The organism is Anabaena sp. AL09 (assembly GCF_001672255.1).
Classification (GTDB): Bacteria; Cyanobacteriota; Cyanobacteriia; order Cyanobacteriales; family Nostocaceae; genus Dolichospermum; species Dolichospermum lemmermannii.
The window spans coordinates 59,000-72,490 of the sequence record NZ_LJOQ01000058.1 but is presented as its reverse complement, the minus strand read 5'-3'; the positions used below and the strand labels follow the sequence as shown (position 1 = coordinate 72,490).

Genomic DNA, 13,491 nt, shown 5'->3' with positions numbered 1-13,491 from the left:
GGTAACAGCAATGAGCGAAAGTATGGCATTTATTGGCGGAGTCGCGGTGGCTGGGTTAGCGGCTTTAGTCTTGCTGAAAGGAACAAATACCCCAATCCCATCGAATTTTGGTGTTAGCCCCCAAATGCCAGGGACAGTTATGGCTCCCCAGGTAATGCAGTATCCTCCCAATTACGGGCAACCTGCCTATTTTAATCAACCCACAACTACTCAACCCCCAACTGCTCCTAATTCTGATCAGCGTCTAGAAATGGAAAAGCTGAAAATGAATATGCAATTGGAGAAGTTGAAAAGCGACAATGAGCAACTCAAGTTACAAAACCAACAATTCCAGGTACAAGCTCAAAGCTTTACCCAACGGGAGTGGCAATTAGCACAACAAGCTAATCAACAAAAAATGGCGACATCATTACAACAACCTGAACAAAATAATTGGTGGTCTTCACCCATGCTTTGGGCTGTGGGTGGTGCGACATTGACCATTGGTGGGGGTGTTGTGGTGGCTGGTGTTCTTTCTTTGTTTGCACCAAAACAGCGGGGTACTCGGACAGTTCAGGTAATTCATCCCTACAATGGACAAGCACCATCTTTAAATCCTGTCCGTCGGGCTGAGTTTTTACCCTCTTCTCGGATGGAATCTAGAAGGGTAGAAACGGCAGAATACGACGAAATGCAATAAGTTGTTGTGCTGAATAGTTGGGACATTGAGACGGCAAAAAACCAAAAATCAGAATGCAATTAGTGGGGTTAAGTATTAAATTCCACTTTTTGGTATTTCTGAGGGTAAAACAAACTGCATTAAAATCTTCGTCCTTCTTCAATCATTTCACGAATTAAGTTTTTGTTTTTATTCATAAACCTTAGAGGGTGTTTGAAAAGTCCCTTATGGTGTATCGAATATTTTTAGATCCCCCTAAATCCCCCTTAAAAAGGGGGACTTTGACTCTAGTTCCCCCCTTGCTAAGGGGGGTTAGGAGGGATCTGTAAGTGCCTAAAATCACAGCCTAAGACTTTTCAAACAACCTCTTAGAACGATGAGCAATAGTAGTTACTATAACCTGATTGTTTGTATCATCAACCTGGTAATATACCATCTGTGCCGATATGTGCCAGCAATTTCATTGTTTCCATTTTTTACCACCATTCTTAGGGACAGGTTGCCAATTTCGGTATTTATTCATATCTATATTACTACTTAAATTAAAACTTCAACTTCCTGAGCGATACTTGTAGGTTGAGGAATTGGTAAACCTAACTCTATTAAACCTTCTATATGAAATTCTATGGATTCTACAATCATTTGTTGAACTTCTGCTAATGTTTCAGCCACGGCTATACAACCGGGTAAGTCGGGAACATAAGCACCATAACTGGTATTTCCTTTTTCAATTACTACTGTATAACGCATTATTCGTCCTCCAATTGAGCTTGTCTCCAAATACTTTTGAGTGTACCAATGGGTACGTCAATATTAGGTTTACCGGAAACTGTAACTGTACCAAGTTTATGAGGATGTTTAAACTGACGATGACTTCCTCTAGTTCTGGATAAATACCAACCATCAGCTTCTAGTCGCTGAATCACTGCTCGCACTTTCATATTAACATCTATTTGTAATCAATAGTTTGATTTATTGTATAATCAATTATCTAGCTCGCTGATAAAATATGCAAGATATCCTAACTATTTTAATGTAAAATCCATATCCCGGCTGGGAATGAATTCCCAGTCTGATAGCAAAAGTCATCTAAAGATGACTAAATAACCAAAAAAATTTTAACTTTTAACCCAGGAGATTGTTTTATGGAAAGAATAAATTACTCGCAAATTATTCAAGATATTTTAAGCAATCATTCTATTAATGATATTGCAAATGGTACAGAAATTCAATTGCTTTTTGATACGCAACGTCATCATTATCAAGTATTAAATATTGGTTGGAAACAACAAATTAGAACTTATGGTGTGATTATTCATGTTGATATTAAAGATGATAAAATCTGGATACAAAGAGATGGTACAGAAATTGGTATTGCGAATGAATTAATGGCTGCTGGTGTCCCTAAAGAAGATATTGTTTTAGGATTTCATGCTCCTTATAAACGGCAATTTACAGGTTTTGCGTTGGGATAATAATTTATATGTTCTTCATTGTTAATAAAGGAAATAAGATAATCATGGTAAATTCTACTTGGTGGTGTTTTTACTTCTCTTATCATAATTTCTCTATTGATTGGGTTAATAATTGATAATTAAGTAGTTGGTTTTCGCCGAAGTTGCGATAATTTAAACCAGAGAAATGGGAAGAAGATAATACAAATCAATCCTCCTATTGCTAAAGGATTTTTGGCCGTCCATGCTAGTATTCTGTCTAATTGTGAGATTGTTTGATTTTTTTCAGATAATAAAGAGAGCGATTTACAGAGAGTATATTGGACTCTAATTTTTTATTCCGAGTTCCTTTTAATGCTGAAAGTGCTGTTTCTAAATCTGATATAGCTTGATCTAAATCTGCACTAGACATTGTGGCAGCTTTGTTTTTAAAGTTTTCACCTATTACCTTGAGAGCATCAGCAGCTTTTTCAAGAAGGTATCCACTATATTGATATTGATCCTTTAATGGTTCTATCAATAGAGGAATAATCCCTTTAGTTTCCCATCCCATATTCCCTAGAGCAGCCGCAGCAGAGGAGCGAACATTGACATCTTTGTTTTGCAAAGCTTCTATCAAGGCAGGAATAGCCACTTTCGCTTCCTTTCCTATACTTGCCAAAGCAAGAGCAGCACTACTACGAACGATATCATCGTTATCCTTTGAAGCTTGTATCAATGCGGGAACAACTACTTTGGTTTCCCCTCTTGTACTCCCCAAAGCCAGAGCAGATGCCAAGCGAACAGCCTGATCGTTATCCTTTAAAGCTTCTATCAAGACGGGAACAGCAAGTTTTGCTTCCACTCCTATTTTCCACAAAGCAATAGCAGCGAAGGTGCGAACTGTTGAATCATTGTCTTTCAAAGCTTCTATTAGGGTGGGAACAACAACTTTGATTTCCCCTCCAATACGCCATAAAGCAATAGCAGCATGATGGCGAACCGTTGAATCTTTGTCTTCTAAAGCTTCTATCAAGGTGGGAACAGCCGTTTTTGCTTCCTTTCCTATTTTCTCCAAAGCATTAGTCGCACCTCTACGAACACTGTCATCGTTATCCTTCAAAGCTGTGATTAAATCGGCAGATAAATTTATCCAAGCTTCTAAAGTGATAGTTTGAGAAAGACCGAGAAATCTCACTCCTTTGTCATAACTTTGCCCTTTACCACAGGAAATAAAGTCGTCTTTGCCATCAAAGGAGAGGACAGATTGTTGTTGAGTTTCCAGTTGAACAGGGAGTTGTGTCTCTGTCCAAGTTGTTTCGTATAGTTTGCCATGATTGCCGGCAATCGTGCGATCATTAGCATCTCCATCCAAGGGAAGATAGAGACATAATCCTCTTTCACTACCCACCAGACGGCGATTCATCTGCTGTTCAATTTCTAATTGAGTGCGGGCTTGATTCCAAATCCGAAATTCAGCGAGAGAGCCTTTCCAGGGAGAAACAGCATTGGGTGCAGAACCAATGACAAATTTTTGAATTGGGCTTAATGATCTGTTTTGTCCACCGCCTTGATGCCAGAGTTTGCCATTTTGATAAATGTACATTTGCCCGGTGACAGCATCTTTAACAAAAGCCCAATGAGTCCAGACATTGTAATCAGTGATTTGGACAGGTTTTTCAATGCGGTCAAACCCAGTTTGATTACCCGCATCCCAAAAAATACGGGTATCTGCGGTGTGCTGCCAAGGCAGGTGAATATTTAAAACGCGGGCATTTTGAGCGTCATAAGCCCATAAAATACTGGTCTGCTGTGAGAGACTATTTTCTCCTTTAGCCCAAAACTCGATAGTGATGGCCTTTTCAATGGTGGAAAACCCTTTAGACAATTCAATCCGATCATTCACACCATCAAAGGTGAGAACAAATTTTTGTTCAGGCATGAATTGCTTCCTTCCTAATTTTTAATGACTTTTTTATGGTTATTCATGGAAATTTTTCCATGAATTTGAAACTTTTGTGTAAGAAATTGACTTAAAAATCATAAATGATACCCGCAAAATTTTCAGTAGTGTAGTGAGCAATTGCCAGCAAAACCCTCATCAGGTCGGCATTGTTCACCCTACAAATATTTGCAAAATCAAATACTATTTTTGTGTTAATTACTTACGACTTATGATCATATTACCCGTAAATGTAAAAATGAAATAATTTTAAATTTTCTTAATAATTGCCAGTTAATTACTCAAAATTGACATTTTTATCTTGATCATAGATAGAGACACGAAAAATATTAAAGTATTAGTCAATACCTTAGTCAAATTACGAGGGTGAGATGATAATGCTTTAACCATGAACTCCCGTTCCTCGCTAGGCTTGGCAAAAACAATCACCCCTAAAAATTCCTTAAAGGTTTCCGACAAGGATTTTTTAAATGTATTGACGGTAGGATAAGGGTTTTAGATTCTAAACTACCTTTTCATCGAAACGCTTATATATGATTATTTTTGCCGTTTTTGCCAAAAATTATCAAGGCTCTTATTTTGGCAATAGTATTGATTATTACAATACTATTGCCAAATCCCTGAAACCCTATTGATATCGTCACGATTTTATTGGATTTCAGACATATTTTGGAAAATTGGCAATAGTATTGTTATTAATAACAGATTAAATCACTTAAGTCCTAACTAAGTTAAAATTAGTTAAGGTTAAGAAATATAAAGAAGATGGCAGAAAAATTGAGTCAACTACTAGAACCCATTGCAGCTTGGTTTCGTTCTCTAGGTGTTCCTGAACCGATTGTGCATTGGGGACATCCAGCGATGATGGGAATTGTGATTTTTGTGGTAGGGACTTTTGTGGGGGTGACGGGTTGGCGCGGAAAGTTGCTGGAGGGGAAGGATAAGGATGCAGCTATTCAAAGCCGTAATGCTCATCGTCAATTAGCTCCTTGGTTGTTTGTATTTTTGGCAGGTGGCTATACTGGTGGGATTTTATCTTTAGTGATGCAGCAAAAACCACTGTTTGAAAGTCCTCATTTTTGGACGGGTTCACTGGTACTAATACTGTTGTTAATTAATGGTGTAATTTCTCTAAGTGGATTTTTTGGAAATAAAGCTGGTTTGCGTGCAGTTCATGCTTATTTGGGGTCTACAACTCTTTTGATTATGTTTGTTCATGCTGTATTAGGGTTAAATTTAGGCATTTCTTTGTGATGTTATTATTGCCAAAGTCACCAAAGATGAATTATATCTTTCCCAAGCAGGTTAAATATTTATGCGGTATTCTCTGAACTGGGTGCTTTGGCAATTAAATTTTTATGATGCAGACGAGTGGAATAATTATCTGTCTTAGTTATATTTTGGGTTTGCTGTTTACGGCTATTCCTTGGGGTGGTGTGTGGATTCTGCTGTTGGGTGTGGTGGGAGCGGTTTTCTTTCGCCGCATATATGCTAATCTGCGGCAATTTGCTCTCAAAAAAGAAAATGCCGTTACGAAACAGAAAACAGTAGTTAATAACTGGGCAGGTACTCCCCATCCTAGAATATGGTTAATAGCTGGTGTTGTGGGTTTATTGGCTACTGTTTATTTTCAATTCCGAGTCCCTCAACCGGGAATCAAAGATATTAGTCAATTTGCAGATGGGGATAATAGTAATCTTGAACAATTGGTGATTGTCCGTGGGTTGGTGGATAGTAATCCCCGCGCAACTCGTAGTCAACGGGGACAATTTTGGTTAGCAGCGACTCAGTTGGATGAAGTGAAAAATGATAAGGGCCCTGCGGGAATCCCCAAGGGGGTGACGGGGAGGTTATATGTAACTGTACCAATACTGCAATCTACTGGTTTATATCCTGGACAACAAATTGCGGTGACGGGATTTTTGTATAAACCCACAGCAGCTTCAAATCCTGGTGGTTTTGATTTTCAGAAATATTTGCGACAAGAGGGGACGTTTGCGGGTTTAATTGGTAAGCAAATTAATATTCTTGATGATGAACGTCCTTGGGGATGGTGGCAAATTCGTGAGAAAATTGGGCGATCGCAAGCTCGTTTATTAGGTGTTCCTGAAGGTCCCCTTGTCAGTGCAATGGTTTTAGGTAGTAAGGCTGTTGATTTACCTTATGATATCCGGGATTTATTTGTCAGGACAGGTTTAGCTCCTGCTTTAGCTGCATCTGGGTTTCAAACTTCTCTAATTTTAGGTGTAGTTTTACAGCTAACAAGACGTACAAATAAAGCGACGCAGATTACCCTGGGTGGCTTGAGTTTAATTGTGTTTTTGTTTTTAGTAGGTTTTGAACCTGCGGTATTAAGAGCCGAAATTATGGGTTTTGCGGCTTTGCTGGGTTTAGCGTTAGAAAAAAATGTTAAACAATTGGGGTCTTTGTTAATAGCAGCAACATTATTATTGTTATTTAATCCCTTGTGGATTTGGAATTTAGGTTTTCAATTGAGTTTTTTAGCAACCTTGGGGTTAATTGTCACAGCATCACCAATTACTCAACGTTTAGATTGGCTACCACCTGCGATCGCTTCTTTAATTTCTGTACCTTTAGCAGCTACAATTTGGACTTTACCTCGATTGCTGGATTTTGCTTGTGTGATTATAGTTTATAGTGTGCCTCTCAATATTTTGACGACACCATTTATTTCTGTGATTAGTATTGGGGGAATGATTAGCGGTTTGGTAAGTTTAATTTCACCAGATTTAGGTGGCACTTTAGCCAGTTTTTTATATTATCCTACCCATTGGTTAATTCAAATGGTGGAATTTTTCGATCATTTACCAGGAAGCCAGATACCAGTTGGTAGTATATCAATTTGGCAAATGTTGACTATCTATCTTTTAATTATTTTAGTTTGGTTAGTCCGGTGGTGGCAAAAACGTTGGTGGTTTGCAGGTTTAATTGCAGTTGGTTTGGTGATTTTTCCTGTTTGGCATTCTGCTAATAATTTGGTGAGAATTACTTTGTTAGATACTAAAAATGAACCTGTCTTAGTAATTCAAGATCGGGGGAATATTACGGTCATTAATGGGGGGAATGAAGGGACTGGTAGATTTACTATTTTACCATTTTTAAGGCAGCAAGGAATAAATCAAATTAATTGGGCGATCGCTAGTAAGTTTCCTGGTTATACCAATGATGCTTGGTTGGAAATTATGCAAAGTTTACCAATTAAGAATTTATATGAATATACTCCTAAGTTAGCAGACAATATTGGAACTCAATTACTACAAAAGGAACTTCAAAAACAGCAAGGAATTTATCAGAATTTAGCAGTTGGTCAATCTATAAATAATCCGACAATTACAGCACAATTAATTAATGATCAAGTACCGATTTTAAAGTTACAAATTTTTAATCAGAATTGGTTATTGGTAGGAAATATTAAGTCTCAACAAATTGCAGAATTGATTAAGAGTGGGGATTTATCTTCTCCCCAGGTGTTGTGGTGTCCATCAGAATCTTTACAGGATTTAGTTTTAGCACTCAAACCACAAATAGCGATTGCTCCTGCTAATAATCTAGATAGTAAAGTATTATCTTCTTTGAGTAAAGGACAAACAAAACTTTTCTTGACTGGTAAAGATGGTGCAATTCAATGGACACCCAATGGGAATTTTCAAACTTTCATTCAGACGACAGAAAATAAATCTTCTGTTTTGTAATAAATCTTGATTTTGTTTCGCGCAAAGACGCTAAGGAGCAAAGACGCAAAGGAAGAAAGAGATATAATCTATTATCAAAAGTTGAAAGTCAAACACAAAGAGACTTTCAACTTTTCTGCTTAAGCATCTTGGGGATTAAGACGACTCATTTGCCATGTGGTGTATGTACCTATGGGACTCCAAAGTAAATAGGGCAATAATAGTAATGCTGCCCAGAGGGATACTGATAAGACTGCAAGTGTGATTAACAGACAAATGAGTAATCCTGTACCACCGAGGATTGTACCAGCGATAAGACTGCGAAAACGTAACATTACAGGGCTGTAAGCTATAGTAAATATCTCTAGTAGTAGGTACAAACCCATCATTAAGCGGGTTATTTCGGTATTTGGGCTGTGTTCCCAAATGATGTAAGCTGACCAAGCACCACAGATAAAAATTATAGTCCAAATCAGGGGAATTGCTGATTCAAAGGTTAACCATTTGGGTCTTTGTAAATGCCGAAACCATTGACTCTGGTTGGGTGTAATCCAGTTACCAGCGAAGCCTACTAAGAATGCTATACTACCAATTATCATCCAAGATTTAATCATAATTGCTTTGGTGCTGACCTCGGTGAAAGTCTGACGCAATAATATTACACTAATAAAGTATTTTAAACATAGATCCAAACCTACTACAGTGATCTGCGTTGAATCTATGGGGCAGTTTTCTGGTATATATCATTATAAATAAGGAGAAAACACGATTATGACTCATTATGGCTTAATATGTCCTGCGGCATCTGGACACCTCAACCCTATGACTACTTTAGGGTATGAATTAAAAAAACAGGGTCATCGCGTTACTTTATTTGGTATTCTTGATGCTGAACCAAAGGCCATAGCAGCAGGGTTAGAATTTCAGTCAATTGGTGAGTCTGATTTTCCTAAAGGGTTCATGAAGGAACTATTTACCGAATTAGGAAAAATGAGCGGATTTGCTGCATTGCGATATACGATCAAATATATACAACAAGGGGCAGTTGTCACCCTGCGCGAAGTTCCAACCTTAATTAAACAAGCAGGTATAGATGCACTTATAGTAGATCAAGTTGCTCCTGAGGGAGGGAGTATTGCTGAGTCTCTCAACATTCCCTTTGTTAGCTGTGCTTCTGCCTTAATGATTAATCGAGATGTAAGTGTTCCACCTTTTAGTACATCTTGGAGTTATAATTCTTCCCATTGGGCAAAAGTACGCAACTGGGCAGGTTATAAGCTATTAAACCGTGCGGGGAAACCTATTCGAGATGTTATTAATGAGTATCGGTCTGAATGGAATTTACAGCCTATCTTGAATCCCAATGATTATTACTCAAAACTTGCTCAACTTTGTCAACAACCCAGTGAGTTTGAATTTCCCAGGCAGAATTTACCTAATTGCTTTCATTTCACTGGTCCTTACAATAATATTTCCAGTAGAGAACCAACTCCTTTTCCATTTGAAAAGCTGACTGGACAACCCCTCATTTACGCCTCAATGGGAACTATCCAAAATCGCTTATTGGAAATTTTCCACTATATTGCGGAAGCTTGTAACGGGTTAGATGCCCAATTAGTAATTTCTTTAGGTGGTTCTGCAAGTCCTGAAGCTTTAAAGGGACTACTTGGAAATCCTTTAGTTGTAGGTTATGCACCACAATTAGAATTGTTACAAAAAACAACTCTGACTATTACTCATGCTGGCATGAATACAACTTTGGAATCTTTAAATAATGGTGTACCAATGGTAGCTATTCCTATTGCAAATGACCAACCAGGAGTAGCTTCGCGGATAGTTTGGTCAGGATCTGGGGAAGCTATTCCTGTGAAAAAAGTTAATGTTAATAATTTGCGGACTGCTATTAAAAAGGTGTTGACGGAAGATAGTTATCAAAAGAATGCTTTGCGGTTACAAGCAGCAATTAAGAAAGCTGGGGGAACAAAGCGAGCGATTGATATTGTGGAACAGGCTATATCTACTGGTAAACCTGTTTTAAATCAAAGAGTTTAATTATTATTGAGTATCCTACATTATTGAGCAAAAAAATTATGGGTGCGTTAGCGTAGCTAACACACCTCTTAAAAACACCCTCTAACGCGCTTTTTCTAGAACTGGCTGATTTTTCTCTCTTTTCCCCTTCACAATCATTTTCACACCCCCACTAGGACCCAATAAAACCCCCTTTCTTGCAGGTTGTACTGGTTGAGTATCAGCCAATTCTAGATTCCAATTAGATAGCACATTTGCTAATACCAATTTCATTTCAAATAAAGCAAAAGCCATGCCAATACAGCGACGATTTCCACCACCAAAAGGTACAAACTCAGTAGGAGAAAATTGCCGTTCTAAAAAACGCTCTGGTTTAAACTGTTGAGAATCAGGATATAAATCTTCTCGATGATGAGTGAGATAAATACAAGGAATAACAATAGTTCCTGGTTCTAAATTATAACCCATCAACTCAAAGGGTGATTTTACCAATCTATTTAAAGCCAACATGGCCACCGGATACATTCGCAATGTTTCTGAACAAACAGCATTTAAATAGGGTAATTTAAAAATCTCATTTGCATCTGGATTTTCACCCAAATTATCCAATTCTTGCAATAATTTTGCTCTTACCTGTGGGACATGATTAATCCAATAAAGCGCCCATGTTAAAGAAGTCGCGGTAGTTTCATGACCAGCTATCAATAAAGTAATCAATTCATCTCGTAATTCAACATCACTCATAGGTTGACCATTTTCATCTCTAGCAGCCATCATCAAAGATAATATATCACTGCGAGATGAATCGGGTTTTTCTTGACGTTCCTTAATTTCCGCATAGATAACTTCGTCAATTTCAGCTTTTAACTGTAAGAATTTGTGCCAAGGACTCCACGCACCTAGATCCTTTTGCAAGAAGGGAAAAACTAACATCATGGCTCGCAAAAAAGGTTGTTTAGGATTGAGAATCTTTAATAATAATGTCTTCAATTGCTCATAATGTGAGCCATCCTGTAAACCAAATACAGCTTTTAAAATCACTTCAAAAGAGATTTCTTGCATAGAATAAAGGATATTAAATGTTTGTCCAATTTGCCATTTATTAGTAACTTGCTGAGTAATTTCGCTAATTAAATCACCATAAGCCAACATTCTTTCTCCATGTAAAGGAGGAGTTAATAATTTACGTTGACGTTGATGAGGTTTCCCTTCTAATGCTAATAAAGATTGTCTTCCCAATAAAGGGGCTTGAACTCCTGCTGGTTCACCAGAATCTAACTGTTTGGTATCTGTGGTGAAAATCTGTTGAATCCCTTGGGGGTTGCTAATAAATATCTGCGGAGTGAAAACTGGACCAACTCTCAAAGTAAAAATATCACCATAGTTTTTAGCACATTCTTCCATATATCCCAAAGGATCTTTTAACCATTGATATGTCTGTATCCAAGGGTGGGTTTTTGGTCCATCAGGTAGTTTAAGATTAGACATTTTGATGAATTTCCTATGATTACAAATTAAATGAATATCGGGTAGGTAATGAAAAAAAATCTCATTGAATGAGATCACAATTCTAATTTAGAAATTGTCCTAATTGTTAATTCTTGGACATTATTCAACACTATCTTTGCCCCAGATTGTATTAGTTTCTGTGTATAAGCTTCACATCCTTCTACTGTTTCCTGAACATGGGGAGGTAAAACTCCTACACCTAACCAAGTCCGAGAATTATCTACAGCTTTTGCTTTTTCCACAGTGTGCATATCTGCTACCGTATCACCTACATATACAACTGTTGGTTTTTGATTACTACCATTTTCTAATATATTAATAGTAGCAAAAAGTCCAGTCGGATCTGGTTTACCAGGTGCGTCTTCCATAGCAATTAAAACAGGAGATTGTAAACCCAAACGTTGTTCTAAAATGTAGTTAGCACTCAAACGAGTAGCACCACTGAAAAAACCCCAAGCAATACCAGATTTTGTTAATTCTTGAAAATAACTCGGCTGTGCTAATAAAGGTTCATGACAAATATAGCCATTCCAATTTTTGGTATCTGTACCGCGATAACGGCTTTGAAAATAAGTAACTATGTTGGCATAATCTAATTGTATTTCTTGTCGCTGCTGTCCTTGACTGATAAAATGACGGTAAATTAATTCCTGGGAGGCTTCCCAATCGTTATTCCAAATTCCTTCAGATTTGAGGTTATCAATGTCTACAGGTGTGGGACGATAGGCTTGGGTAGTGAAATACTCTACTGTATCGGAGATAGCGCGACGATATGAACCGCTCACGTCACGGATAACCCCGTCTATATCAAATATAACTATTGCTTTTGTGTTTTCGGTCATGGAAGAAATTGGCAAAGGATAATTATAAAATTCTATAGTAATCCTATTTGATTTTTTCAGCAGCGTCATGCCTCAAAATAAAAGAGATCCCCAGATAAAAAGTGACAATGCTGATATAATAGACCTACAATTTTGATTAAATCAGTGGCAAACAACATAAAAATGGTAACTATCGTTGTCCTGATTAATATCCTTATTTCCCTCATGCTCCTTTATCTAGCTCAACAATTACGAAAAGCAAAAGATACTTTAGCATTTATAACAGATACATTTAATCAATATGAACGTGCTAGTTATGCAGCCCTACATACAGTACCAGATAATATTTATATCGGTAAAGAAAAAATTCGCAATCTCCGATTAGAGAACCAAATACTTAAACAGCAAATTCAACAAATGCGCCAAATTCTTAGTTTGATTCTCTTAGTTAGGCAAATTTCCCAAGGATCATTTTCCTTTCCATCTCTAAAATTGAAAAATCCGAGTAAACTGGGATAGAATCTCCAGAGTTATCAATTATGCTTAAACGTTCTAAGTTCGAGACAACTCAGTCTCAAATCATGCACCGTGCAGAAGAATTAATTAGTGCTGCATCAAATCGCTATCGCATTACGGTACAAGTTGCAAATCGTGCTAAACGGCGACGTTATGAAGATTTTGAAAATAACGAAGATTCCATAATGAAGCCTGTTCTCAGAGCAATTATCGAAATGTCTGATGAATTAAATCAGCCAGAAATTATTGGGGAACTATAAAAGGTAAACTAATCACCGTCATACCTGTCAAGGGTTTGGCGGTATTTTGGATAATGAAGAAAATACTAATTTATTTTGAGTCTTCATGATTAAAATATTTTACTTTACTAGATATGGCGGATAAAAATTTAGAAGCTTTAATCGTCAAAATTGTCAAAAAGGTAATTAGAAAAGAGATCAAAAATCAAAATCAGGATAATTTGCCAATTGTCTTGGCTGATTCTAATTCTCCATTAGATAATTGGCAAAATGCAAATGCTACAGAAGAATTGATTGATGATTTGGAGATTAGTCCTTATACCAGATTACCTGATAAAGAAGATATAGAGCTTGAGCGTAAATTACGAGAACTCAAGTTTAAACAAGAATTGAGAAAAGATTGGATTTCCTTTTTAGTGAAAGATGTAATTGTTTATTCTGCAACTACGATTTTCATTTTTACACTTGCTGGCTTTTATCTATTTCGTATTCCTAGCCATTAGACATCTATGAAATATAAATGTGTATTTTTGGAAATTCTCATAAGACCTCGCGGTAAGTGGGAAACGAGCGTGGCTTGGCTCCCAACAGAGGGAAGCGACACGAGGGATTTTAATCCCTGTGGTATG

At 37.3% G+C, this 13,491-nt stretch carries 14 protein-coding genes; 8 read left to right on the top strand and 6 right to left on the bottom strand.

Annotation, left to right across the window (positions count from 1 at the left end):
• Positions 1 to 10 precede the first annotated feature (10 nt).
• On the top strand, positions 11 to 679 hold the full coding sequence (locus tag AN490_RS11870) for a heterocyst differentiation related protein (RefSeq protein ID WP_168695859.1): 669 nt from the start codon (positions 11 to 13) through the stop codon (positions 677 to 679).
• A gap of 516 nt (positions 680 to 1,195) precedes the next feature.
• Here AN490_RS11870 and AN490_RS11865 read toward each other — a convergent pair.
• Both AN490_RS11865 and AN490_RS11860 read right to left on the bottom strand, forming a co-directional pair.
• A complete protein-coding gene (locus tag AN490_RS11865) occupies positions 1,196 to 1,408 on the bottom strand; it encodes a type II toxin-antitoxin system HicB family antitoxin (protein ID WP_015078826.1) in 213 nt (70 codons plus the stop codon).
• On the bottom strand, positions 1,408 to 1,599 hold the full coding sequence (locus tag AN490_RS11860) for a type II toxin-antitoxin system HicA family toxin (RefSeq protein ID WP_271836694.1): 192 nt from the start codon (positions 1,597 to 1,599) through the stop codon (positions 1,408 to 1,410). The genes AN490_RS11865 and AN490_RS11860 overlap by 1 nt, the downstream gene beginning before the upstream one ends.
• A 204-nt stretch (positions 1,600 to 1,803) precedes the next feature.
• Between AN490_RS11860 and AN490_RS11855 the strand changes: the two genes are divergently transcribed.
• Positions 1,804 to 2,133: a XisI protein gene (locus AN490_RS11855; protein ID WP_300003418.1), complete on the top strand. Its 330-nt coding sequence runs from the start codon at positions 1,804 to 1,806 to the stop codon at positions 2,131 to 2,133.
• A gap of 238 nt (positions 2,134 to 2,371) precedes the next feature.
• Here AN490_RS11855 and AN490_RS11850 read toward each other — a convergent pair whose 3' ends face one another.
• Complete coding sequence (locus AN490_RS11850; RefSeq protein ID WP_300003416.1) at positions 2,372 to 4,033, bottom strand: HEAT repeat domain-containing protein; 1,662 nt, start codon at positions 4,031 to 4,033, stop codon at positions 2,372 to 2,374.
• A 786-nt stretch (positions 4,034 to 4,819) separates the two neighbouring features.
• Here AN490_RS11850 and AN490_RS11845 point away from each other — a divergent pair.
• On the top strand, positions 4,820 to 5,308 hold the full coding sequence (locus AN490_RS11845) for a DUF4079 domain-containing protein (protein WP_300003414.1): 489 nt from the start codon (positions 4,820 to 4,822) through the stop codon (positions 5,306 to 5,308).
• Between the two features lie 104 nt (positions 5,309 to 5,412).
• A complete protein-coding gene (locus AN490_RS11840; RefSeq protein WP_300003412.1) occupies positions 5,413 to 7,767 on the top strand; it encodes a ComEC/Rec2 family competence protein in 2,355 nt (784 codons plus the stop codon).
• Between the two features lie 119 nt (positions 7,768 to 7,886).
• Here the strand turns inward: AN490_RS11840 and AN490_RS11835 are convergent, their stop codons facing one another.
• Entirely contained in the window at positions 7,887 to 8,360 is a 474-nt protein-coding gene (locus AN490_RS11835) for a tryptophan-rich sensory protein (protein ID WP_300003411.1), read from the bottom strand.
• 157 nt (positions 8,361 to 8,517) lie between these two features.
• Here AN490_RS11835 and AN490_RS11830 point away from each other — a divergent pair, with 157 nt between their 5' ends.
• On the top strand, positions 8,518 to 9,798 hold the full coding sequence (locus AN490_RS11830) for a glycosyltransferase (RefSeq protein WP_300003409.1): 1,281 nt from the start codon (positions 8,518 to 8,520) through the stop codon (positions 9,796 to 9,798).
• Between the two features lie 81 nt (positions 9,799 to 9,879).
• On the opposite strand, the gene AN490_RS11825 is transcribed toward AN490_RS11830, so the two are convergent.
• Both AN490_RS11825 and AN490_RS11820 read right to left on the bottom strand, forming a co-directional pair.
• Positions 9,880 to 11,265 (bottom strand): cytochrome P450, encoded by a 1,386-nt coding sequence (locus tag AN490_RS11825; RefSeq protein WP_300003407.1) that lies wholly within the window; start codon positions 11,263 to 11,265, stop codon positions 9,880 to 9,882.
• A 74-nt stretch (positions 11,266 to 11,339) separates the two neighbouring features.
• Positions 11,340 to 12,128 carry a TIGR01548 family HAD-type hydrolase gene (locus AN490_RS11820; RefSeq protein ID WP_271822825.1) on the bottom strand — a complete coding sequence of 263 codons (789 nt, stop codon included), beginning with the start codon at positions 12,126 to 12,128 and terminating at the stop codon, positions 11,340 to 11,342.
• 144 nt (positions 12,129 to 12,272) lie between these two features.
• On the opposite strand from AN490_RS11820, the gene AN490_RS11815 reads away from it, so the two are divergent.
• The 3 genes from AN490_RS11815 to AN490_RS11805 all read left to right on the top strand — a co-directional run bounded on the left by AN490_RS11815 (position 12,273) and on the right by AN490_RS11805 (position 13,365).
• Positions 12,273 to 12,626, top strand: coding sequence for a hypothetical protein (locus AN490_RS11815; protein ID WP_235081973.1), 354 nt, complete (start codon positions 12,273 to 12,275; stop codon positions 12,624 to 12,626).
• A gap of 20 nt (positions 12,627 to 12,646) precedes the next feature.
• Positions 12,647 to 12,883 (top strand): DNA-directed RNA polymerase subunit omega, encoded by a 237-nt coding sequence (locus tag AN490_RS11810; protein WP_015079483.1) that lies wholly within the window; start codon positions 12,647 to 12,649, stop codon positions 12,881 to 12,883.
• Positions 12,884 to 12,996: 113 nt separating this feature from the next.
• Positions 12,997 to 13,365: a hypothetical protein gene (locus AN490_RS11805; protein WP_015079484.1), complete on the top strand. Its 369-nt coding sequence runs from the start codon at positions 12,997 to 12,999 to the stop codon at positions 13,363 to 13,365.
• The last annotated feature ends 126 nt before the right edge of the window (positions 13,366 to 13,491 follow it).